16 protein-coding genes are annotated in these 19,779 nt (G+C 57.1%); 9 read left to right on the forward strand and 7 right to left on the reverse strand.

The window, feature by feature from the left end; all coding sequences use genetic code 11:
• The 6 genes from dnaN (at position 1) to AB3U87_RS12715 (ending at position 7,288) form a co-directional block, all read left to right on the forward strand.
• On the forward strand, positions 1 to 1,101 hold the full coding sequence (gene dnaN / locus AB3U87_RS12690; RefSeq protein WP_253456783.1) for a DNA polymerase III subunit beta: 1,101 nt from the start codon (positions 1 to 3) through the stop codon (positions 1,099 to 1,101).
• Positions 1,102 to 1,247: 146 nt separating this feature from the next.
• Positions 1,248 to 2,333 (forward strand): DNA replication/repair protein RecF, encoded by a 1,086-nt coding sequence (gene recF, locus AB3U87_RS12695; RefSeq protein ID WP_253456780.1) that lies wholly within the window; start codon positions 1,248 to 1,250, stop codon positions 2,331 to 2,333.
• A gap of 17 nt (positions 2,334 to 2,350) precedes the next feature.
• Positions 2,351 to 4,759 (forward strand): DNA topoisomerase (ATP-hydrolyzing) subunit B, encoded by a 2,409-nt coding sequence (gyrB, locus tag AB3U87_RS12700; protein ID WP_253456777.1) that lies wholly within the window; start codon positions 2,351 to 2,353, stop codon positions 4,757 to 4,759.
• 26 nt (positions 4,760 to 4,785) lie between these two features.
• Positions 4,786 to 5,070 carry a hypothetical protein gene (locus tag AB3U87_RS12705; protein WP_301251581.1) on the forward strand — a complete coding sequence of 95 codons (285 nt, stop codon included), beginning with the start codon at positions 4,786 to 4,788 and terminating at the stop codon, positions 5,068 to 5,070.
• A gap of 43 nt (positions 5,071 to 5,113) precedes the next feature.
• A complete protein-coding gene (gene yidA, locus AB3U87_RS12710; protein WP_394149255.1) occupies positions 5,114 to 5,923 on the forward strand; it encodes a sugar-phosphatase in 810 nt (269 codons plus the stop codon).
• Positions 5,924 to 6,013: 90 nt separating this feature from the next.
• On the forward strand, positions 6,014 to 7,288 hold the full coding sequence (locus AB3U87_RS12715) for a YidR family protein (protein ID WP_370734921.1): 1,275 nt from the start codon (positions 6,014 to 6,016) through the stop codon (positions 7,286 to 7,288).
• Here AB3U87_RS12715 and AB3U87_RS12720 read toward each other — a convergent pair.
• Positions 7,260 to 7,637 carry a YceK/YidQ family lipoprotein gene (locus tag AB3U87_RS12720; protein ID WP_253456772.1) on the reverse strand — a complete coding sequence of 126 codons (378 nt, stop codon included), beginning with the start codon at positions 7,635 to 7,637 and terminating at the stop codon, positions 7,260 to 7,262. The genes AB3U87_RS12715 and AB3U87_RS12720 overlap by 29 nt on opposite strands.
• 277 nt (positions 7,638 to 7,914) lie before the next feature.
• On the opposite strand from AB3U87_RS12720, the gene ibpA reads away from it, so the two are divergent.
• Positions 7,915 to 8,331: a small heat shock chaperone IbpA gene (ibpA, locus tag AB3U87_RS12725; protein ID WP_125289205.1), complete on the forward strand. Its 417-nt coding sequence runs from the start codon at positions 7,915 to 7,917 to the stop codon at positions 8,329 to 8,331.
• 50 nt (positions 8,332 to 8,381) lie between these two features.
• Here ibpA and AB3U87_RS12730 read toward each other — a convergent pair whose 3' ends face one another.
• Positions 8,382 to 9,650 (reverse strand): valine--pyruvate transaminase, encoded by a 1,269-nt coding sequence (locus AB3U87_RS12730; RefSeq protein WP_253456769.1) that lies wholly within the window; start codon positions 9,648 to 9,650, stop codon positions 8,382 to 8,384.
• A 347-nt stretch (positions 9,651 to 9,997) separates the two neighbouring features.
• On the opposite strand from AB3U87_RS12730, the gene AB3U87_RS12735 reads away from it, so the two are divergent.
• Both AB3U87_RS12735 and kduD read left to right on the forward strand, forming a co-directional pair.
• Positions 9,998 to 11,203: an aldose 1-epimerase family protein gene (locus AB3U87_RS12735; RefSeq protein WP_301251576.1), complete on the forward strand. Its 1,206-nt coding sequence runs from the start codon at positions 9,998 to 10,000 to the stop codon at positions 11,201 to 11,203.
• Between the two features lie 227 nt (positions 11,204 to 11,430).
• The gene (kduD, locus tag AB3U87_RS12740) at positions 11,431 to 12,192 is read left to right on the forward strand and encodes a 2-dehydro-3-deoxy-D-gluconate 5-dehydrogenase KduD (RefSeq protein ID WP_253456763.1); all 762 of its coding nucleotides are present in this window, start codon (positions 11,431 to 11,433) and stop codon (positions 12,190 to 12,192) included.
• 139 nt (positions 12,193 to 12,331) lie between these two features.
• On the opposite strand, the gene AB3U87_RS12745 is transcribed toward kduD, so the two are convergent.
• The 5 genes from AB3U87_RS12745 to AB3U87_RS12765 form a co-directional block, all read right to left on the reverse strand.
• Positions 12,332 to 15,073, reverse strand: coding sequence for an inverse autotransporter beta domain-containing protein (locus AB3U87_RS12745; RefSeq protein ID WP_394149258.1), 2,742 nt, complete (start codon positions 15,071 to 15,073; stop codon positions 12,332 to 12,334).
• 593 nt (positions 15,074 to 15,666) lie between these two features.
• On the reverse strand, positions 15,667 to 16,641 hold the full coding sequence (gene ghrB, locus AB3U87_RS12750) for a glyoxylate/hydroxypyruvate reductase GhrB (protein ID WP_301251571.1): 975 nt from the start codon (positions 16,639 to 16,641) through the stop codon (positions 15,667 to 15,669).
• A gap of 47 nt (positions 16,642 to 16,688) precedes the next feature.
• Positions 16,689 to 17,972: an MFS transporter gene (locus tag AB3U87_RS12755; protein WP_394149260.1), complete on the reverse strand. Its 1,284-nt coding sequence runs from the start codon at positions 17,970 to 17,972 to the stop codon at positions 16,689 to 16,691.
• Between the two features lie 103 nt (positions 17,973 to 18,075).
• On the reverse strand, positions 18,076 to 19,029 hold the full coding sequence (locus AB3U87_RS12760; protein ID WP_301251568.1) for a sugar kinase: 954 nt from the start codon (positions 19,027 to 19,029) through the stop codon (positions 18,076 to 18,078).
• Positions 19,030 to 19,032: 3 nt separating this feature from the next.
• Entirely contained in the window at positions 19,033 to 19,755 is a 723-nt protein-coding gene (locus AB3U87_RS12765) for a sugar phosphate isomerase/epimerase family protein (protein WP_394149262.1), read from the reverse strand.
• Between the last annotated feature and the right edge of the window lie 24 nt (positions 19,756 to 19,779).

A 19,779-nucleotide genomic window follows, 5' to 3' on the forward strand; every position in this document is an offset into this window, starting at 1 on the left:
ATGAAATTTATTGTTGAACGTGAGCAGTTACTTAAACCTTTACAGCAGGTCAGCAGCCCGCTGGGCGGACGGCCGACGCTGCCGATCCTCGGCAACCTGCTTTTACAGGTTAACGACGGCAGCCTGCTGCTGACGGGAACGGACTTAGAGATGGAAATGGTGGCCCGCGTCGCGTTGACGCAGGATCACGAGCCGGGCGCGACCACCGTGCCCGCGCGTAAATTTTTCGATATCTGCCGCGGTCTGCCTGAAGGCGCAGAGATCACGGTGATCCTGGATGGCGAAAGAATGCTGGTGCGCTCCGGCCGCAGCCGCTTCTCGCTTTCCACGCTGCCGGCCAGCGACTTCCCGAACCTGGACGACTGGCAAAGCGAGGTGGAATTCACGCTGCCGCAGGCCACGATGAAGCGCCTGATCGAAGCCACCCAGTTTTCTATGGCCCATCAGGACGTACGCTACTACCTGAACGGGATGCTGTTTGAAACGGAAGGCGAAGAGCTGCGCACCGTCGCCACCGACGGCCACCGTCTGGCGGTTTGCTCGATGCCGGTAGGCCAGTCGCTGCCCAATCATTCGGTGATCGTGCCGCGTAAGGGCGTGATTGAGCTGGTGCGCCTGCTGGACGGCGGCGAGACGCCGTTACAGGTGCAGATCGGCAGCAACAATATTCGCGCGCACGTCGGCGACTTTATCTTCACCTCCAAGCTGGTGGATGGCCGCTTCCCGGACTATCGTCGCGTGCTGCCGAAAAACCCGGACAAAACGCTGGATGCCGGCTGCGATCTGCTGAAGCAGGCTTTTTCGCGCGCGGCAATCCTCTCTAACGAGAAGTTCCGTGGCGTTCGCCTGTATATCAGCGAAAACCAGCTGAAAATCACCGCCAACAACCCGGAACAGGAAGAAGCGGAAGAGATTCTGGACGTCACTTATGGCGGCACCGATCTCGAAATCGGCTTTAACGTCAGCTACGTGCTGGACGTGCTTAACGCGCTGAAGTGCGAAAACGTACGTCTGCTGCTGACCGACTCCGTTTCCAGCGTGCAGATTGAAGACGCGGCCAGCCAGTCGGCGGCCTATGTCGTCATGCCAATGCGTTTGTAGTAAAATTATCGGGCTGACTTGGTCCGGCGCCCGCCGCCCTCGCGTGCTTTCACGCGGCGGCGGCTCGCCCGCACCGTAACGCTCTGGCCTTGTATAACAGCACGTGCCGTTTTATCCGATCTACTGCCCGCGGAATGACTCCACTTATGGCTTTAACCCGCCTGCTTATCAAAGATTTTCGCAACATTGAAAATGCCGATCTGGCGCTGGCGCCCGGCTTCAACTTTCTGGTCGGCGCTAACGGCAGCGGCAAAACCAGCGTGCTGGAAGCTATCTATACGCTGGGCCACGGCCGCGCTTTCCGCAGTTTGCAGGCAGGCAGAGTGATCCGCCACGAGCAGGACGCTTTTATTCTGCACGGCCGCATTGAAGGGGCCGAGCGTGAAACCACCGTCGGCCTGACCAAAAATCGTGCGGGCGACAGCAAGGTGCGGGTTGACGGCACCGATGGTCATAAAGTGGCCGAGCTGGCGCAGATGCTGCCGATGCAGCTGATTACGCCGGAAGGCTTTACGCTGCTTAACGGCGGCCCGAAGTACCGGCGCGCCTATATCGACTGGGGCTGTTTTCATAACGAGCCGGGCTTTTTCACCGCCTGGAGCAACCTGCGGCGGCTGCTGAAGCAGCGCAACGCGGCGCTGCGCCAGGTCACGCGCTACCAGCAGATCCGCGCCTGGGATCAGGAGCTGGCGCCGCTGGCGGAGCAGATAAGCCAGTGGCGCGCCGCCTACAGCGAAGCCATTGCTGAGGATATCACCGCCACCTGCGCGCAGTTTCTGCCGGAGTTTGCGCTGAATTTCTCTTTCCAGCGTGGCTGGGATAAAGAAACGGACTATCGCGATCTGCTGGAGCGTCAGTTTGAGCGCGATCGCGCCTTAACCTACACGGCCAGCGGCCCGCACAAAGCGGACTTCCGCATTCGCGCCGACGGCACGCCGGTGGAGGATCTGCTGTCGCGCGGCCAGTTAAAGCTGTTGATGTGCGCCCTGAGGCTGGCGCAGGGTGAGTTTCTCACCCGACAGAACGGGCGACGCTGCCTGTATCTGATAGATGATTTTGCCTCCGAGCTGGATGAGACGCGGCGCCACCTGTTGGCATCGCGCTTAAAGGCCACTCGGGCCCAGGTTTTTGTCAGCGCTATTAGTGCCGATCATGTGTTCGATATGGCTGACGAAAAGGGCAAGATGTTCCACGTGGAACAGGGTAAAATAGCGGTTCAACCTGAAGATTAAACGAGCGAGAAACGTTGATGTCGAATTCTTATGACTCCTCAAGTATCAAAGTTCTGAAAGGGCTGGATGCGGTACGCAAGCGCCCGGGTATGTATATCGGCGATACGGATGACGGCACCGGTCTGCACCATATGGTATTCGAGGTTGTGGACAACGCCATCGACGAAGCCCTCGCAGGTCACTGTAAAGACATTCTGGTCACCATCCATGCCGATAACTCCGTTTCCGTGCAGGATGACGGTCGTGGTATTCCAACCGGCATTCACGAAGAAGAAGGCGTTTCCGCTGCGGAAGTGATCATGACCGTGCTGCACGCAGGCGGTAAATTTGATGATAACTCCTATAAAGTGTCCGGCGGCCTGCATGGCGTAGGCGTGTCGGTGGTTAACGCCCTGTCTGAAAAGCTGGAGCTGACCATCCGTCGCGAAGGCAAAGTTCACCAGCAGATCTACGTTCACGGCGTGCCTCAGGCCCCACTGCAGGTAACCGGCGAAACCGACCTGACCGGGACGCGCGTGCGTTTCTGGCCAAGCCACGAAACCTTTACCAACGTCACCGATTTCGAGTACGAGATCCTGGCGAAGCGTCTGCGCGAGCTGTCGTTCCTTAACTCCGGCGTCTCTATCAAGCTGGAAGACAAGCGCGACGGCAAGAACGATCACTACCACTATGAAGGCGGCATCAAGGCGTTTGTGGAGTACCTGAACCGCAACAAAACGCCTATCCACCCTAACGCGTTCTATTTCTCTACCGAGAAAGACGGCATCGGTGTGGAAGTGGCGCTGCAGTGGAACGACGGTTTCCAGGAAAACATCTACTGCTTTACCAACAACATCCCACAGCGCGACGGCGGCACGCACCTGGCCGGCTTCCGCGCGGCGATGACGCGTACCCTGAACGCCTACATGGATAAAGAAGGCTACAGCAAAAAAGCCAAGGTCAGCGCCACCGGCGACGACGCGCGCGAAGGCCTGATTGCCGTGGTTTCCGTTAAGGTACCGGATCCGAAGTTCTCTTCGCAGACCAAAGACAAGCTGGTCTCTTCCGAAGTGAAATCAGCCGTTGAGCAGCAGATGAACGAGCTGCTGGCAGAGTACCTGCTGGAAAATCCGGGCGATGCCAAAATCGTCGTGGGTAAAATCATCGATGCGGCCCGCGCGCGTGAAGCGGCGCGTCGCGCTCGTGAAATGACCCGTCGTAAAGGCGCGCTGGATCTGGCCGGCCTGCCGGGCAAGCTGGCGGACTGCCAGGAGCGCGATCCGGCGCTGTCAGAAATCTATCTGGTGGAAGGGGACTCTGCGGGCGGCTCCGCCAAGCAGGGCCGTAACCGTAAAAACCAGGCTATCCTGCCGCTGAAGGGAAAAATCCTGAACGTGGAAAAAGCGCGCTTCGATAAGATGCTCGCTTCGCAGGAAGTGGCGACGCTGATCACCGCGCTGGGCTGCGGCATTGGCCGTGACGAATATAACCCGGACAAGCTGCGCTACCACAGCATCATCATCATGACCGATGCGGACGTGGATGGCTCGCACATCCGTACGCTGCTGCTGACCTTCTTCTATCGTCAGATGCCGGAAATCATCGAGCGCGGCCACGTGTATATTGCGCAGCCGCCGCTGTACAAGGTGAAGAAAGGCAAGCAGGAGCAGTACATCAAGGATGACGAGGCGATGGATCAGTATCAGATCGCCATCGCGCTGGACGGCGCAACGCTGCACACCAACGCCGATGCGCCTGCGCTGGGCGGCGAGCCGCTGGAAAACCTGGTGGCCGAGTTCAACAGCACCCGCAAGATGATCAAGCGTATGGAGCGCCGCTATCCGCTGGCGTTGCTGAACGCGCTGATCTATCACCCGACGCTGAGCGATATCTCCGCAGAGGCGCCGGTTCAGCAGTGGATCGACGAGCTGGTGACGCGCCTGAACGAGAACGAGCAGCACGGCAGCACCTATGCCAGCCATGTGCGCCAGAACCGCGAGCAGCATATCTTTGAACCGGTAGTGCGTATCCGTACGCACGGCGTTGATACCGATTATCCGCTGGACAGCGAATTTATCTCGGGCGGCGAATACCGCAAGATCTGTACGCTGGGCGAGAAGCTGCGTGGCCTGATTGAGGAAGATGCCTTTATCGAACGCGGCGAGCGTCGTCAGCCGATCGCTAACTTCGAGCAGGCGATGGACTGGCTGGTGAAAGAGTCGCGTCGCGGCCTGTCGGTACAGCGTTATAAAGGACTGGGCGAGATGAACCCGGAGCAGCTGTGGGAAACCACGATGGATCCGGACAGCCGCCGTATGCTGCGCGTTACGGTGAAGGATGCGATTGCCGCTGACCAGCTGTTCACCACGCTGATGGGCGATGCGGTGGAGCCGCGCCGCGCCTTTATCGAAGAGAACGCGCTGAAAGCCGCCAATATCGATATCTGATAAAGCAGGACGCAGGCCCTCCGGCCATGCAACAGCGTTTGAAAGGCAGATCGTTCGATCTGCCTTTTTTTTCAGCTTTTCTGCTGTGCCGGATCGCCAAACGCGCGCTGATAAAACTGACCATTATTTTCATTTCCGGCCTGCGCGCTTATGGGCAGGAGGGTTTTACTGCTACTTTTCAGGGCTTAGCTGACAAGCCCGTTTCCCGCTTTTTTCACCCAAAGGCCGTAAGCGCGAGCACATTTACCGGAAGATTTACCAAATCGAACTTAAAATTACCGGGCGTGATTCGTCTGGTCATGGCTGGCTGAATCGCGTTAGCATGAAAGAAACCGTGAAGCTCAAGAGGAAGTTATGGCGATAAAACTGATTGCGATTGATATAGACGGCACGCTGCTTAATCCTCAGCATGAGGTGACGCCTGGCGTTAAGCGGGCCATTCAGGCAGCCCGTGATAAAGGAATAGCGATTGTACTGGCGAGCGGCCGGCCGTTTATCGGCGTGGAGCGTTATCTGATGGAGCTGGATTTACAACGGGAAGGGCAGTATTGCATTACCAATAACGGCGCGCTGGTGCAGAAAGCGGAATCGGGCGAGTGCGTGGCGGAAGTTACGCTGAACTTTGACGACTACCTGTATGTGGAAAAGCTGGCGCGCGAGCTGGGCGTACATTTTCAGGCGCTGACGAAATCGCTGCTGTTTACGCCCAACAAGGACATCAGCGAATACACCGTCCACGAAGCTTCGCTGACCGGGATGCCGCTGCGCTACCGCGCGGTGGAAGAGATGGATAAAACCGCCACTTTCCCTAAAGTCATGATGATCGATACGCCAGAAACGCTGGATGAGGCCATTACCCGCATTCCGCAGGAAGCTTACGATCGCTATACCATTATGAAAAGCTCGCCTTATTTCCTGGAAATCCTTAATAAGAAAGTCGATAAGGGCGCGGGCGTCAAAGCGCTGGCCGAGCGTTTAGGGCTTTCCCGCGATGAAGTGATGGCTATCGGCGATCAGGAAAACGATCTGGCGATGCTGACCTTCGCCGGCACGGGCGTGGCGATGGGCAACGGTATCGACAAGGTAAAAAACATTGCGCAGTTCGTTACCAAAACCAATATGGAAGACGGCGTGGCGCACACTATCGAAAAATTCGCGCTCTGACAGGGCGGCGGTATCACGCTTTAAGCGCCAGTACCGCAAAAGCGCGTAATGCATTACCCTTAGCAGCAAACCTCGCTAAGGGTAAGCATGATGACGGAAAAACAGCTCACTTTTGCTCAGCGCAATCACCAGCTCACCAATATCAACGTCTGGACGGCCGACAGCCACTGGCTGGTCTACGACGTTCGCAGCAATGCCTCCACCTTCAACAGCTTAACCGTCGAGCGCGTTAATCTCAGCGGCCAGACGGAAATCCTTTACCAGGCGCAGGCGGGTGCGCACGTTGGCGTGATCACCGTCAGCCCGGATTTGCCGCCGCGCTACGTTTGCATTCACGGCCCGGAACATCCTGACAGCCAGTGGCGCTACGACTTTCATCATCGCCGCGGCGTTATTATTCAGAACGGCCTGGTGGAAAATATGGACGCCTGCGATATTACGCCGCCCTTTACGCCCGGCGCGCTGCGCGGCGGCTCGCACGTACACGTGTTCAGCCCCGACGGCACCAGGCTGAGTTTTACCTATAACGATCATGTGATGCACGAGCTGGACGTGAAACAAGATTTGCGCAACGTCGGCGTGGCCGTGCCGCTACATGCCGTTTGTCCGCCATTGCAGCATCCCCGAGAGTATGCAGGCAGCCATTTCTGCGTGCTGGTCAGCGCCACCACCGCCACGCCGACGCCCGGCAGCGATGAGATCAATCGAGCCTATGAAGAGGGTTGGATCGGCGAAGAGGGCTACCTGAAAAGCGACGGCCACCGGCAGCGTTGGGCGCTGGCGTTTATCGGCGATACGCTCAGCGAAAAAGGCGAGAAGGTACCGGAAGTGTTTATTGTCGATCTGCCGGAAAAGATGGCCGACTATGCGCTGGAAGGCGACGCTCCGCTGGCTGGCACCGCCGCCACGCTGCCCGCTCCGCCGCTGGGCGTCAGGCAGCGTCGGCTGACTTTTACGCACGATCGCCCCTTTCCGGGCCTGGCGACCTCGCCACGCCACTGGCTGCGTAGTTCACCCGACGGTCGCGCCATCGCCTTTTTAATGAAGGACGACGAAGGCGTGGTGCAGCTGTGGACCATCGCGCCCGGCGGCGGCAAGCCTCGTCAGATCACCCACGCCGCCAGCGATATTCAGTCCGCCTTCAGCTGGCATCCCGACGGCAAGTCGGTGGCTTTTATTAACGATAACAGCGTGGTGTTATGCGATACGGGCAGCGGTAAAATGCGGAGGCTGACGGCCCGCACCGCCGAAGCGCCTTTGCCGGAAGCGGTCGTCTGCTCGCCGGACGGGCTTTATGTGGCCTATTTGCGTAACGTGGCAGGCTTTCAGCAGATTTTTATTGCTGATGTCGAGGCGACGTATTGATCACCAGCGGCGCGGCCTGCGAAAGGCTGTCGCTGGTATGGTTCTGCTGCTCGCTGCGCAACACGCGTTCACGCGGTGAATCGCCGGTTTTATCGCGGCCTGAGCGGTAGTAGTCAAACGGCAGCAGCAGCGTATCCAGCACGGCGGAGAAAGGCAGGTCGATAGCCGCCAGCGGGCGCATGACCCAGCCGCTGTCGCTGTCGGTAACAATTTTTGCGCTGGCGCGCGTACCGGGATAATAGCCCTGATCGGGGCCGGAATGGGACATAAAGCTGGAGCAGCCACCCGTGCCGGCCAGTGACAGACAGGCCAGCAGGCCAGCGAAACGACTTTTTTTTAGTACCATCATATTCTTTATCCCTTCAGCAGCGGCAAAACCGCTCTGCTTATCATGATCAGCATGTGCCCGCTGCTTTAACGCTCCGATTAATCTCTTTCTGAGTGTATGACATTCGCACCGGATTGGCCGAAAAATTTCCTGAACGGGCCCTTGAAAGCGATCTTAATGTCACCATTTTATGTTCAGGGTCACAAAACGTATGCCGACAGGATACCGCTTGTAGCCCGACGATCTGTCCATAGTGGAAGGTCGCATTACACCCTCGCTGATAATCAGGAGCTATACCATGCGTAATTTCGATCTCGCCCCGCTGTACCGTTCTTCTATTGGTTTCGACCGTCTGATCAACCTGCTGGAATCCAACCAGGGTCAGAGCAACGGCGGCTACCCTCCTTATAACGTGGAGCTGGTGGCGGAAAACCAGTACCGAATCACCATTGCCGTGGCAGGGTTCGCGCAGAGCGAACTGGAGATCACCTCTCACGACAATATGCTGACCGTGCGCGGCGCCCATCCAGAAGAGCAGCAGGAAAAAACCTATCTCTATCAGGGTATTGCGGAACGCAACTTCGAGCGTAAATTCCAGCTGGCCGAGCACGTTAACGTGCGTGATGCACGCCTGGAAAACGGCCTGCTCTACATCGATCTGGAGCGCATCGTGCCGGAAGCCAACAAACCGCGCCGCATTGAAATTCTGAAATAAGACCGCGCGTAAAATTAAGGCCGCACTTTGTGCGGCCTTTTTCGTTTGCATCAGCAGAGGGCTCTGCCGCCCGATTCGCTGTGCGCTCGCTCAATCTCTTCCGCCAGAATGGCGATCCCTTTCTCAATTTTGTCGCTGTCCGGCACATAGTTCATGCGCATGCACTGGTGCGTGTGCGGCCATTCATGCTCCAGTCCCGGAAAGAAAAAGTGGCCCGGCACCATCAATACGCCGCGCGCTTTTAAACGCTGATAAAGGATCTCCGTCGAAATGGGCAGATCTTTAAACCAGAGCCAGAGGAAAATAGCACCCTCCGGCTTGTGGATAAGGCAGCGTTCTTCGGGTAAATAGCGCCGGATAACGGCGATAGTCTGCTTAACCCTTTCCTGATAAAACGGCCTGATCACCTCTTCCGACAGGCGCAGCAAATCACCACGCTGGATCATCTCATGCGCGATGGCCGGGCCGATGCTGCCCGGCGCCAGACTGATAATGCCGTTCATATTGCCGATGGCGGTAATCACTTTTTCATCAGCAACAATGATGCCGCAGCGTGAGCCGGGCAGGCCCAGCTTGGAAAGGCTCATGCACAGAATAATATTCGGGTTCCACAGCGGGCGAACGTCGCTAAAGATGATGCCGGGAAAAGGCACGCCGTAGGCGTTATCAATCAGCAGCGGTACCTCATGCTGCTGCGCCAGCGCATCCAGCTTCATCAGCTCTTCGTCGGTAATCACGTTGCCGGTTGGATTGGTCGGCCGGGAAACGCAAATCAGCCCGGTATCTTCGGTAATATGCAGCTGCTCAAAATTAACGTGATATTTGAACTGGCCTTCAGGCAGCATTTCGATATCGGGACGGGCGGAAACAAACAGCTCTTCGTCCAGCCCGGCGTCAGCGTAACCCAGATATTCGGGAGCCAGTGGAAACAATACGCGCTTTTTGCGCCCGTCTGCGCGGCGGCCCGCGTAAAGATTAAACAAATAGAAAAAGGCGCTCTGGCTGCCGTTGGTCAGGGCGATATTCTGCGGCCCTACCTGCCAGCCCAGCTCGTCGCGCAGCAGCGTGGAAAGCGATTCCAGCAGCGTGCTTTTTCCTCTTGGGCCGTCGTAGTTGCAAAGCGCATCGGCCAGCTTGCCCTCGTCATGCATCTGCTGCAGCAGCTGCTGAAAATAGTCGTTCATCGCCGGGATCTGGGCCGGATTACCGCCGCCCAGCATCACCGAACCGGGCGTGCGCAGCCCTTCGCCCATATCTTCCATCAGGCGGGTGATCCCTGAGGCGCGTGTGAATTTGTTACCGAAAGCGGAAAAGCTCATAACGTATTAACTGCTTATCGTAGGCAAGTGAAAGCTAACCTTAACGCCACGCCAGGCGTGATGCAACGTCAGCGGGCAGCCGTGTCGGCCAGCAAGAGCAGGCGGTGGTCAGGCAGGCAGCGAAGGTTAAAGGTGAATCGTTTCAACTGATTAGCTTTTTTTCGCCGTTAGCCCTGCCGCTTTTTTCCGTCAGCTGGCTATTTCAGTTAATAATTTGTGATGAACTGCACGACTTATTGATAAAAATTTCTTAAAAATCCGTGGGGTGACGCCAGTCACAGTCCTGATACCGCATGCTTTGTAGGCTGGCTGCTCTTCAGCTTAATCATTTCAGCAAGGACAACAAAATGCATAAGACTCTTCTGGCGGGCGCGGTGATAGCAATGTTCAGCGGGCAGGCGGCGGCGCAAAGCTGGGTGTTAACCGATACGCAGGGCACGGAAAAAGGCGACTGGCGGATCGACAGCAGACAGCTCAAGCTGAGCGGCGAACCCTTTACGCTGGAACAGCAGGTGCTGCACGGCGGCAAGCAGGAAGGCTCGAAGGTGCTGACGTTGACCAGCAAAAACGGCCTGACTATCGCGCTCAGCCCGACGCGCGGTATGGATCTGCTGCACGTTAACGGTCACGGCGTGCGGCTGGGCTGGGATTCGCCGGTTGATGAGGTGGTGAACCCGGCCTATATCAATCTGGAAAGCCGTAACGGCCTGGGCTGGCTGGAAGGATTTAACGAGATGATGGTGCGCTGCGGCTTTGAGTGGACCGGCCATCCGGTCACCAAAGACGGGCGTATTTACACGCTGCACGGTAAAGCGGGCAATACACCAGCGTCGAAAGTGGAAGTGATCGTGGATGACCAGGCGCCGCATGAAATCCGTATTCGCGGCCTGCTGAAAGAAAACACCTTTAAAAAAGCGCGTCTGGAAACCTGGACCGAGCTGCGCTACGTGCCGGGCGCGGACTCCTTTACCCTCCACGACGTGCTGACCAACCAGGCTGACTACCCGCACGACTATGAAATTATCTATCACAGCAACTTTAGCACGCCGATCCTGGAAGAAAACGCCCGTTTCCTGGCGCCGGTAAAATCCGTTTCGCCATTTAATGACTATGCGAAAAAAGGGCTGGAAAACTGGCAGACCTATGGCGCGCCAACCAAAGATTTCGATGAAATGGTGTTTAACCTGCAGCCCATTGCCGACAGCAATGGCAAAACCGTGGCGGCCGTGGTTAACAGCAAAGGCGACAAGGGCGCGGCTATCGAATTCGATACGCGGCAGCTGCCGGTGCTGACGATGTGGAAAAACACCGATACGCTGAAGCAGGGCTACGTGACGGGGATCGAGCCCGGCACCAACTATGCCTATCCGGTAACGATTGAAAAAGAGCAGGGCAGGGTTAAACAGCTGCAGCCGGGCCAGAGCGCGGAGTTTACGCTGACCTATTCGCTGCTGAAGGATGCCAGCGCGGTACAAAAAGTCGAAGAGCGTATCAAAACGCTTCAGGGCGAGACCAAAATCAACGTGGAGCAAACGCCGATAGCCGTAGAATAAGCCAGCCAGGGCGGACGCCGTTTCGCCCTTTAAAATGAAACATTGTTTTATTTTTTATAAATAGCGATTTCATTATCCCCCTTTTCCTGATTTCGATCACGGCGTGCGTGCTTTTCCCTCCGCTATAGTGTGCGCTCGAAAACCGGGCAGGGCTGCCCTGTCTCGGATAACAGGCCACTTTCCCGGCTTCTGACACGCAGTCCGCCCTCTGGCTTACAGGAGCAGTTATGATTTTGAATGCATTTGATTTAAAAGGCCGCGTGGCGATGGTCACGGGATGCGATACGGGACTGGGTCAGGGTATGGCGCTGGGGCTGGCGGAAGCGGGATGCGATATCGTTGGCGTGAATATTGTCGAGCCGAAAGAAACCATTGAGCGCGTCACCGCGCTGGGCCGCCGTTTTTTCAGCCTGACCGCCGATCTGGGCAAAACCGAATGTATTGAAGGCGTTGTGGCAAAAGCCGTGGCGGAATACGGCAAAATCGATATCCTGGTCAACAACGCCGGTATCATTCGTCGTGAAGATGCGATCGACTTCTCAGAAAAAGACTGGGACGACGTGATGAACCTGAATATTAAATCCGTGTTCTTTATGTCGCAGGCGGTAGCGCGTCAGTTTATCAAACAGGGCAAGGGCGGGAAAATCATCAATATTGCCTCCATGCTCTCTTTCCAGGGCGGCATTCGCGTGCCTTCTTATACGGCATCAAAAAGCGCCGTGATGGGCGTGACGCGTCTGCTGGCCAATGAATGGGCGAAGCACGGTATTAACGTTAATGCCATCGCGCCGGGCTATATGGCGACCAACAATACCGCACAGCTGCGTGCCGATGAAAAGCGCAACGCCGATATTCTGGAGCGTATCCCGGCAGGCCGTTGGGGACTGCCGGCCGATCTGATGGGGCCAGCGGTATTCCTGGCCTCTCCGGCTGCCGACTATATTAACGGCTACACCATTGCCGTAGACGGCGGCTGGCTGGCTCGTTAAAAGTGAAAACCGCCCCGGGTAGCTGTCAGGGACGGTTTTATTGGTCTGCGGCGCTACCCGCGCCAGCCGGTCAGTTGAAAGGCCCCGTTTTTGGCGTACGCGCTCAAAATGGGGCCTTTCCGATCTTACCCTGGCAACATTACCGGGCCGGAGGCGTAAAAGTTACGTTAATCGGCATCACGCCACGGCGAAGCATCAAATTAACCGCAATCTTTCCGCTCATCGCTTTAGTTGAGGTCAGCTGAGCGGTATAGACGTTACCACTGACCTTAACCGCGCTGATATGGCAGCCAGGCAGGCCGCTGGTATCAAAGTTAATTAAGTTCGGCAGCGTTTTCACCGCGTTATTGCGCATATCCCGGGCGACGAGGGTAAGCGTGATGGCGCTGACGCCGTCAGCCGGCACGCTCGTGGCGCTTACGGTGAAAGAAGAGTTATTGACGGTTGGATAGCCCGCGTAAAAATAGACAATCACCGAGCCTTTGAGGCCATCAATAGTTCCTTCTACTTTCCAGCCGCCATCGTGATTGCTGGAGGTCGGGAAACGCGCCGCGCCATATTTATCTAAAGTAACTTCAGAAGGAATGTTGACGCGGTCGTCAGTGGCCGTAATGGCGACTTTTCTGTTGGTGACGGGATTGCCGTTGCTATCTTTTACAAAGATCTCAACCACGCTGGTATCTGTACCATCCGCAACGGCGCGGCCCGTGACCCGATGCATGTAAACCGATGCCGCCTTGCCTGCCACAAAATTCACTTCGGCTTCTTTACGGGCGGAGCCCATCTGCGCGACAACCTTACTCTGGCCGGTTTTGGTATCGCTAACGGGAACGGACGCTTCGCCCCGGTCGTCAGTTACCGCGCTTTGCGGGATGACGGCGCTATTGTCGGCGCTGAAGGTTACGGTTTGTCCGGCCAGCGGATTGCCCTGCGCATCCGTTACCAGCGCTGTAACCCGATCGGCTGCTTTACCGTCGGCTACCGCATCGTTGCTGACCACGGTCAGGCTTGCCAGCCGTGCGCTTGCGTTATCCGCCGCGATAGTTACCGTTGCACCAGGAAAAGTCATATTGCGGGCAACAGGCGTAATGGTCAGCGTTTCCGGATGCGTGCCCGCCGTCACCACGGCGGTATAACGGCCTGCGCTCTGGCGAGTAAAGGCAGACACTTTGGTATCGTCGGCGGCCTGCGCGCTTTTGGTCACGCTAATCTCTTTTTCATTGATATCAACCGGATTGCCCAGGCTGTCTTTTACCGTCAGGGTCAGCGTCTGCTGAGCGTGGCCGTCTGATACCAGCGTGCTGCTGACCGGCAGCAGTGAACTGCTGTTAACGTTAATAGCGGCTTCGGTGACGGTAATTTGCGTTTCCGTACGCTTTGAGGCGTTACCTTTTTTATCGATCGCCACGCCGCTGAGGGTGTAGCTGTTGGTACCGGTGGCGTCAGCATGATAGGCCGGCAGCATCACGCTGAAATCGGTAGGGCCGTTAGCGATAATTTTCCCGCCGTTAGCCAGCAGCGACGACGCGGACCAGTTGATGCGATCCAGGCCGTATTTGCTGTTGACCGAAACGTTCAGCGTTTTTTGCTCGCCGGCCGTGCCGCTGATGAGCTTCGCGGTGCTCAGCCTGATCGTCTCTTGTTTGCGGTACTCAAGCACAATGTTGTTATTACGGTTCACCAGATCGTAGCGGTTGCCGGCCAGGCTACGCATCGCCGCTACCGCATCGCTGTCCAGCTGTTTGCGCCACGGCATCCCGAGCTGATAATTGAGCGTCAGGCCCAGCCGCGTATCGTGTTCTCCGGCTTTGCCCTGGCGCTGTTCCGCTTCCAGCGACAGCAGCGGGAAGGGCGTAAAGGTGACGCCTGCGGTAATGGCGTGCGGATTTTTCTGGCGGTTATCCTTATCAAACAGCGCCACGTCGTTACCGTAATATTGTTCGTAGTTAAACTTCGCGCCCAGCTGAGGCAGGGCAGGCAGGAAGGCTTCCGTACGGATATCCCAGCCGTTGGCCGGACGCTCTTCGTAGCCGGAAAAATCTTCAGAGTCTTTCCAGCTGGTCAACCGCACATAGCCGTTCGCCGCTACTTTGATAAAGTCGCGCCAGTACTCGACGCCCATGCCGGAACGGGCATGTTGACGGGAAAGATCGTAATCAAAGAAGGCATTAGCGCCGGTCATAAAGTCATGGCCGAAATGACGCATCCCGAGACCAAGATTCGCCTGGTTGCGATCGTCGGTGCGGTGGAAGCTTCCCTGAGTGAAGATCAAGCGGTCGCTACGATCGCTTAAAGGCAGCAGCAGGTCGAACTGCGAGTTTTTCAGCGAGAAGTTTTTATCCGCGTCCAGCTGCACGCGCGCGGTACCGAAACGGCCCAGCCACGCCTGCGCCTGCTCGCTCGCTTCGCCTGCGGCCATGCTGGCGGCGGCAGAGGCGGCGCCGTTGCCGTTGCGGCTGTCGAGCGAGGAACCCGCCTGCGTAGCAAGACCGGCGGCTTTCATCTCCAGGCCGTTGTCGGCGTTGTGCCAGTGCACTTTTGGCAAAGGAGAAAGCGGCACGTCCAGCTCGTCGCCCGGCTGTAGCCGATCAAAGCCGTGAGCGAAAGTGCGCAGCTGGTTCAGCTTGCGCAGCGCTTCCACGCTCATATTGTATTTTTGCGCCACGCCCGCTGCCGTTTCCGCCTGGCCCAGGGTATAAACCTGCGTTCGGATAGCGACGGCATCCGCCGACTGCGTCAAAAAATGCTGGCGGGCAACGGCCAGCGCGGGCGTAAACGCACAGGCAATCGGGAAAGCGCCCTGAATCGCTACGGTCAGCCAGGTTAAACGGTGCCGCCACGGCGACTTATTTTCTTTATTAAGGTCAGGTTTATTTTTCATGGTTTCTTTATATTAAATAAAAGAGAATTTCAGCCAGCGTGAGCGTGCTGTATTAATTCAGGGGAGCCCATGAATAATAAACCTGTCACTCGTGATTGCTGGCACTACGGATAATTAAACATCTTTAAATCGTTGAAGCTTCTCTCCTTATTAACGCGGCGCTTATTACGGGCAAAATAATACCCTCGGCATAATTTATGCCGATAAGCGAGTTTCCGAATGAGCGTAGTTATATCACAATCTTAAGTTGGTACAATGCCCGCCCCAAAGGGGGAAAAAAGGCCAGGTAACAAAAAGGGATCTTTACATTTCTGTTGCTTTCTTTATGTTGAGCATTTAATTAACAATATGACCGCTTTTTTTTAATTAAAAAGCCGCAGGATCTCATTTTATATCATCTTAATTAAATAATGATTTAGCTTATGGTTACCTGAGTGGATCAACTAAATAACAACAGGGCACTGACGCGTTCAGGAACGAACAGGCTATTTGTTTAGCGCCTGTTTAGGCTAAGAAGGGAATTATTGCGGGATAAAGAGGTCGGCAGGGCGCTGAAAAACGTGCCGACACGCAAAGCGCATCGGCACAGAAAATTATTTTGCTACTTCAGGATTAACGCAGTTCTTGTCCACTTTACCGTTCAGGGCGGCAATCAGATTTTCCACCGCGTCTTTTGCCATGCCGTAACGGGTTTCATGCGTCGCAGAGCCAATATGCGGCAGCGCCACCACGTTAGGCAGCGTCAGCAAAGGCGAATCCTTTGGCAGCGGCTCTTTCTCAAACACGTCCAGACCGGCGGCGTGGATAGTGCCCTCTTGCAGCGCGGCGATCAGCGCTTCTTCATCGATAACCGGGCCGCGTCCGGCATTGATCAGCACGGCGGAAGGCTTCATTTTCGCCAGCTCCTCGCGGCCGATCAGGTGATGCGTTTGTTCAGTCAGCGGCAGGCTGATGCACAGGAAATCGGACTCTTTCAGCAGCGTATCCAGATCGCAGTATTGCGCGTCGAAACGCTGCTCCGCCTCTTCGTGGTGCTTACGAGCGTTGTAAAGGATCGGCATGCTGAAGCCCAGGTGCGCGCGCTGCGCCAGCGCCAGTCCGATACGACCCATGCCCAGGATGCCCATTTTTTTATGGTGCACGTCAATGCCGAACCAGTCCGCGCCGATGCTGCCCTGCCACTCACCTTTTTTCACGCGCTCGGCGGATTCCACCACGCGACGCGCGCTGGTCAGCACCAGCGCCATCATGGTATCGGCGACGGTTTCCGTCAGTACGGTCGGGGTGTGCATCAACAGCACGCCGCGTTCGCTCAGCGCGGGAATATCAAAGTTGTCCACGCCCACGGAAACGGAAGAGGCGACGCGCAGCTTCGGCGCTTTTTTCAGGAACTCAGCGTCCACTTTGCCGCCGGAGCCTAAAATACCTTCGGCCTGCTGAAAGGCCTCCGCGTGTTGGCTAAGGGTTTCCGGGGTCAGGCCGTTGATTTCGGTAACGTTAAAATGCTCGTCGAGCTGCGAACGCAGATCCTGCGGCAGCTTCTTATACAGCACCACGGATGGTTTCATGCTTGTCTCCCTGTTTCTTTAAGGCACGGGCCAGGCGGCCCGCACCGTTAAGCGTGTTTAGCGCCATGCGGCATCGGGGGTTGCTTATTGGCTGCTGGCTTTACGATCAGCGTCAGCCAGACCGAGATAAGCAGCGATACCCCCATAAAGATATACGAAGCGGAAGGGCTGCCCGTCGCGCCGTTCAAATAACCCACGACCCAGGAGCCCAGGAAAGAGCCTAGCGCGCCCATCGCGTTAATCAGCGCCATTGCGCCGCCCGCTACGTTACGCGGCAGCATTTCCGGGATAATGGCGAAGAACGGGCCATAAGGCGCGTACATCGCGGCACCGGCCACCACCAGCAGGCTGAACGACAGCCAGAAATTATTCGCCCCTACAAGATATGAACCTAAAAACGCCAGCGCGCCAATTAACAGCAGCGGCCAGACAAAGAGTTTACGGTTTTGCAGCTTGTCGGAAGCCCAGGAAGCCAGGATCATCGCCACGGTGGCGGCCAGGTAAGGCACCGCAGAGAGCCAGCCCGCTTCCACCATGCCCATCTGCATCCCGTTGCGCAGGATAGAAGGCAGCCACAGCACAAAGCCATAGACGCCGATGCTCCAGGTAAAATACTGAATGCAAAGGATAATGACATTGCGCGAGCGGAACGCCTCGCTGTAATTGCGCACCGCCTTAATGTTTTCCTGCTCTTTTTGCAGCTGTGCCGCCAGCGCCGCTTTTTCCTCTTCGCTCAGCCATTTCGCCTGAGCGGGCTTATCCTGCACCATAAACCACCAGGCCACGGCCCAGATCACCGCCGGAATGCCCTCAAAAATAAACATTTCGCGCCAGCCGAAGGCGTTGATCAGATAGCCGGAAACCACGGACATCCACAGCACCGTGACCGGGTTGCCCAGGATCAGGAAGGTATTGGCGCGAGAGCGTTCCGACTTGGTAAACCAGTTGCTGATATAGATCAGCATGGCCGGCATCACGGCCGCTTCCACCACGCCCAGCACAAAGCGGATGGCCGCCAGCATCGGGATATTACTGACCATGCCGGTCAGCGAGGCGCAAATGCCCCACAGCACCAGGCAGACGAAAACCAGTTTTTTTACGCTGCGGCGTTCGGCGTACATCGCGCCGGGGATCTGGAAAAAGAAATAGCCAAGAAAGAACAGGGCGCCCAGCAGCGACGACATGCCGTGCGTGATGCCCAGATCTTCATTGATGCCGGCGGCCGAGGCAAAGCTGAAATTGGCCCTGTCGAGATACGCCAGGCTGTAGGTGATAAACACGATGGGCATGATGTACCACCAGCGTTTAGGCGCGATTGTCTGCTTATTCATCGTCTGCTTCCTCTGTTGGAGGTGGCCGCACTCTGCATTGTAGGGTGGGTGCGGCTCATTATGGTTCGGTTAGAAGCCTGGTCCGGTTCGTGTCGCCCGCTGTTTAAAAATCGCCGAGCGTTTCGCGCGTGGGCAAGCCTTCGCTGTCGCCGCTGACCTGGATAGCCAGCGAGCCGATGCGGTTGCCGCGCTTAATCGCCTGCGGCAGGGTTTTCCCTTCCAGCAGCGCGCTGATGACGCCAACGGCAAAGCCGTCGCCCGCGCCAACCGTATCCACCACGTTAGCGGTTCTGATCGCGTCGACCTGGCCTTTTTCGCCCTCGGCGGTTTTATACCAGGCGCCTTCGCAGCCCGTTTTAATGATGACCGCTTTGACGCCCATCGCCAGATAAAAATCGGCGATCGCTTCCGGCTGGTCGTAGCCGGTCAGGATTTTGCCTTCGCTGATGCCCGGTAAAACCCAGTCGGCAAAGCCCGCCAGCGCGTTGAGCTGGGTAGCCATTTCGCGCTCGCTTGACCACAGCACGGGACGCAGGTTCGGATCGAAGGAGATGGTTTTGCCCATCCGCTTCATCTCCTGCGCCGCATGCTTTGACAGCGCCAGCGAGCTGTCGGAGATGGCCGCCGCCACGCCGCTCAGGTGCAGGTGGCGCGCTGCGCCAAAATAGTCGCGGTTGAAATCCTCGACTGACAGATGGCTGGCCGCAGAGCCTTTACGGAAATATTCCACCAGCGGATCGGAGCCGTCTTCCACGCGGGATTTCAGCTGGAAACCAGTAGGATAGCGAGCATCGGTGGTCACCTGACGGCTGTCGACGCCCTCTTTTTCCAGCTGCTGGCGCGTAAAGCGGCCAAAGGAATCATCGCCGACGCGGCTGACCCAGCCTACCTTCAGGCCCAGGCGAGCCAGGCCGATAGCGACGTTCAGCTCGGCCCCGGCGATACGTTTGGTAAAATGCTCCGCCGCCGCCAGATCGCCGGTGTCGCTGGCGATAAACATCGCCATCGCTTCGCCGATGGTCACCGCATCCAGCGTGCCGTTTTCATGAAGGGTCATGATTTATACCTCTCGCAGCAAATCTACATAGTGACGGGTGACGGCCACCAGGTCGTCGCCTTCCAGCGGGAACTCAATACCGCGCGGCACGTCGGAGGGCAGCAGCGCCAGCGTTTCCCGCCACAGATTATCAGCCTCGTCCAGCGCGATGGCGCGCCAGCCGTCAGCGGTCGGCGCAGCGGCTTTGACGTGCACATAGCTGACGAAAGACGCCAGCTTTCCCGCTGCCCGGATGGGGTCGTCGCCCACCCATAGCCAGTTGCCCATATCAAACGTCATCCCAACAGGCGCGTCGTCAGAAAAATAGCCGTTGAGGGCGGCGAGCGTGCCGCAGTCGGTTTGATCGTTTTCCACCACCAGCGTCAGCCCGTCGCGCAGCGGCGAGCCATCCGAACCGGGCTGATAGTGGCCTAATGAATATTTTATCAGGCGGGCGTTTAACTGCTGCGCCTCGTTGAGGTGGCTTGCCAGCCCAGGATTCAGCGCGCCTTCTTCAGTATAAAGCGCTTCCGGTACGGAGTAGAACGCCGTCAACCCGGCATCGCTGATTGCCTTGCCCAACGCGGGCAGCTGCTGGATTTCCGCTTCGCTGCACAGCTCGCGGCGGATCTCAATGCCGTCTGCGCCGGCAGCGGCGACAATCGGCACCACGGCCTGCTGACCGCCGAGTTCGCCGATCCGATCGCGGCCATAGGCGGCGGTCACTACAATAATTTCAGGTTTCATCTTTTCCTCCGGGCGGTGGCCCTG

The sequence above is a fragment of the Erwinia plantamica genome (assembly GCF_043420595.1).
Lineage (GTDB): Bacteria > Pseudomonadota > Gammaproteobacteria > Enterobacterales > Enterobacteriaceae > Erwinia > Erwinia aeris.

Coding starts and splice junctions, on each gene's coding strand:
- AB3U87_RS12715 (WP_370734921.1), top strand. CDS start 6,014: ATGACGGAAAAACAGCTCACTTTTGCTCAGCGCAATCACCAGCTCACC.
- recF (WP_253456780.1), top strand. CDS start 1,248: ATGGCTTTAACCCGCCTGCTTATCAAAGATTTTCGCAACATTGAAAAT.
- AB3U87_RS12735 (WP_301251576.1), top strand. CDS start 9,998: ATGCATAAGACTCTTCTGGCGGGCGCGGTGATAGCAATGTTCAGCGGG.
- gyrB (WP_253456777.1), top strand. CDS start 2,351: ATGTCGAATTCTTATGACTCCTCAAGTATCAAAGTTCTGAAAGGGCTG.
- AB3U87_RS12720 (WP_253456772.1), bottom strand. CDS start 7,637: ATGATGGTACTAAAAAAAAGTCGTTTCGCTGGCCTGCTGGCCTGTCTG.
- AB3U87_RS12760 (WP_301251568.1), bottom strand. CDS start 19,029: ATGACCCTTCATGAAAACGGCACGCTGGATGCGGTGACCATCGGCGAA.
- ghrB (WP_301251571.1), bottom strand. CDS start 16,641: ATGAAACCATCCGTGGTGCTGTATAAGAAGCTGCCGCAGGATCTGCGT.
- yidA (WP_394149255.1), top strand. CDS start 5,114: ATGGCGATAAAACTGATTGCGATTGATATAGACGGCACGCTGCTTAAT.
- AB3U87_RS12765 (WP_394149262.1), bottom strand. CDS start 19,755: ATGAAACCTGAAATTATTGTAGTGACCGCCGCCTATGGCCGCGATCGG.
- kduD (WP_253456763.1), top strand. CDS start 11,431: ATGATTTTGAATGCATTTGATTTAAAAGGCCGCGTGGCGATGGTCACG.
- AB3U87_RS12705 (WP_301251581.1), top strand. CDS start 4,786: ATGCAACAGCGTTTGAAAGGCAGATCGTTCGATCTGCCTTTTTTTTCA.
- dnaN (WP_253456783.1), top strand. CDS start 1: ATGAAATTTATTGTTGAACGTGAGCAGTTACTTAAACCTTTACAGCAG.
- AB3U87_RS12730 (WP_253456769.1), bottom strand. CDS start 9,650: ATGAGCTTTTCCGCTTTCGGTAACAAATTCACACGCGCCTCAGGGATC.
- ibpA (WP_125289205.1), top strand. CDS start 7,915: ATGCGTAATTTCGATCTCGCCCCGCTGTACCGTTCTTCTATTGGTTTC.
- AB3U87_RS12745 (WP_394149258.1), bottom strand. CDS start 15,073: ATGAAAAATAAACCTGACCTTAATAAAGAAAATAAGTCGCCGTGGCGG.
- AB3U87_RS12755 (WP_394149260.1), bottom strand. CDS start 17,972: ATGAATAAGCAGACAATCGCGCCTAAACGCTGGTGGTACATCATGCCC.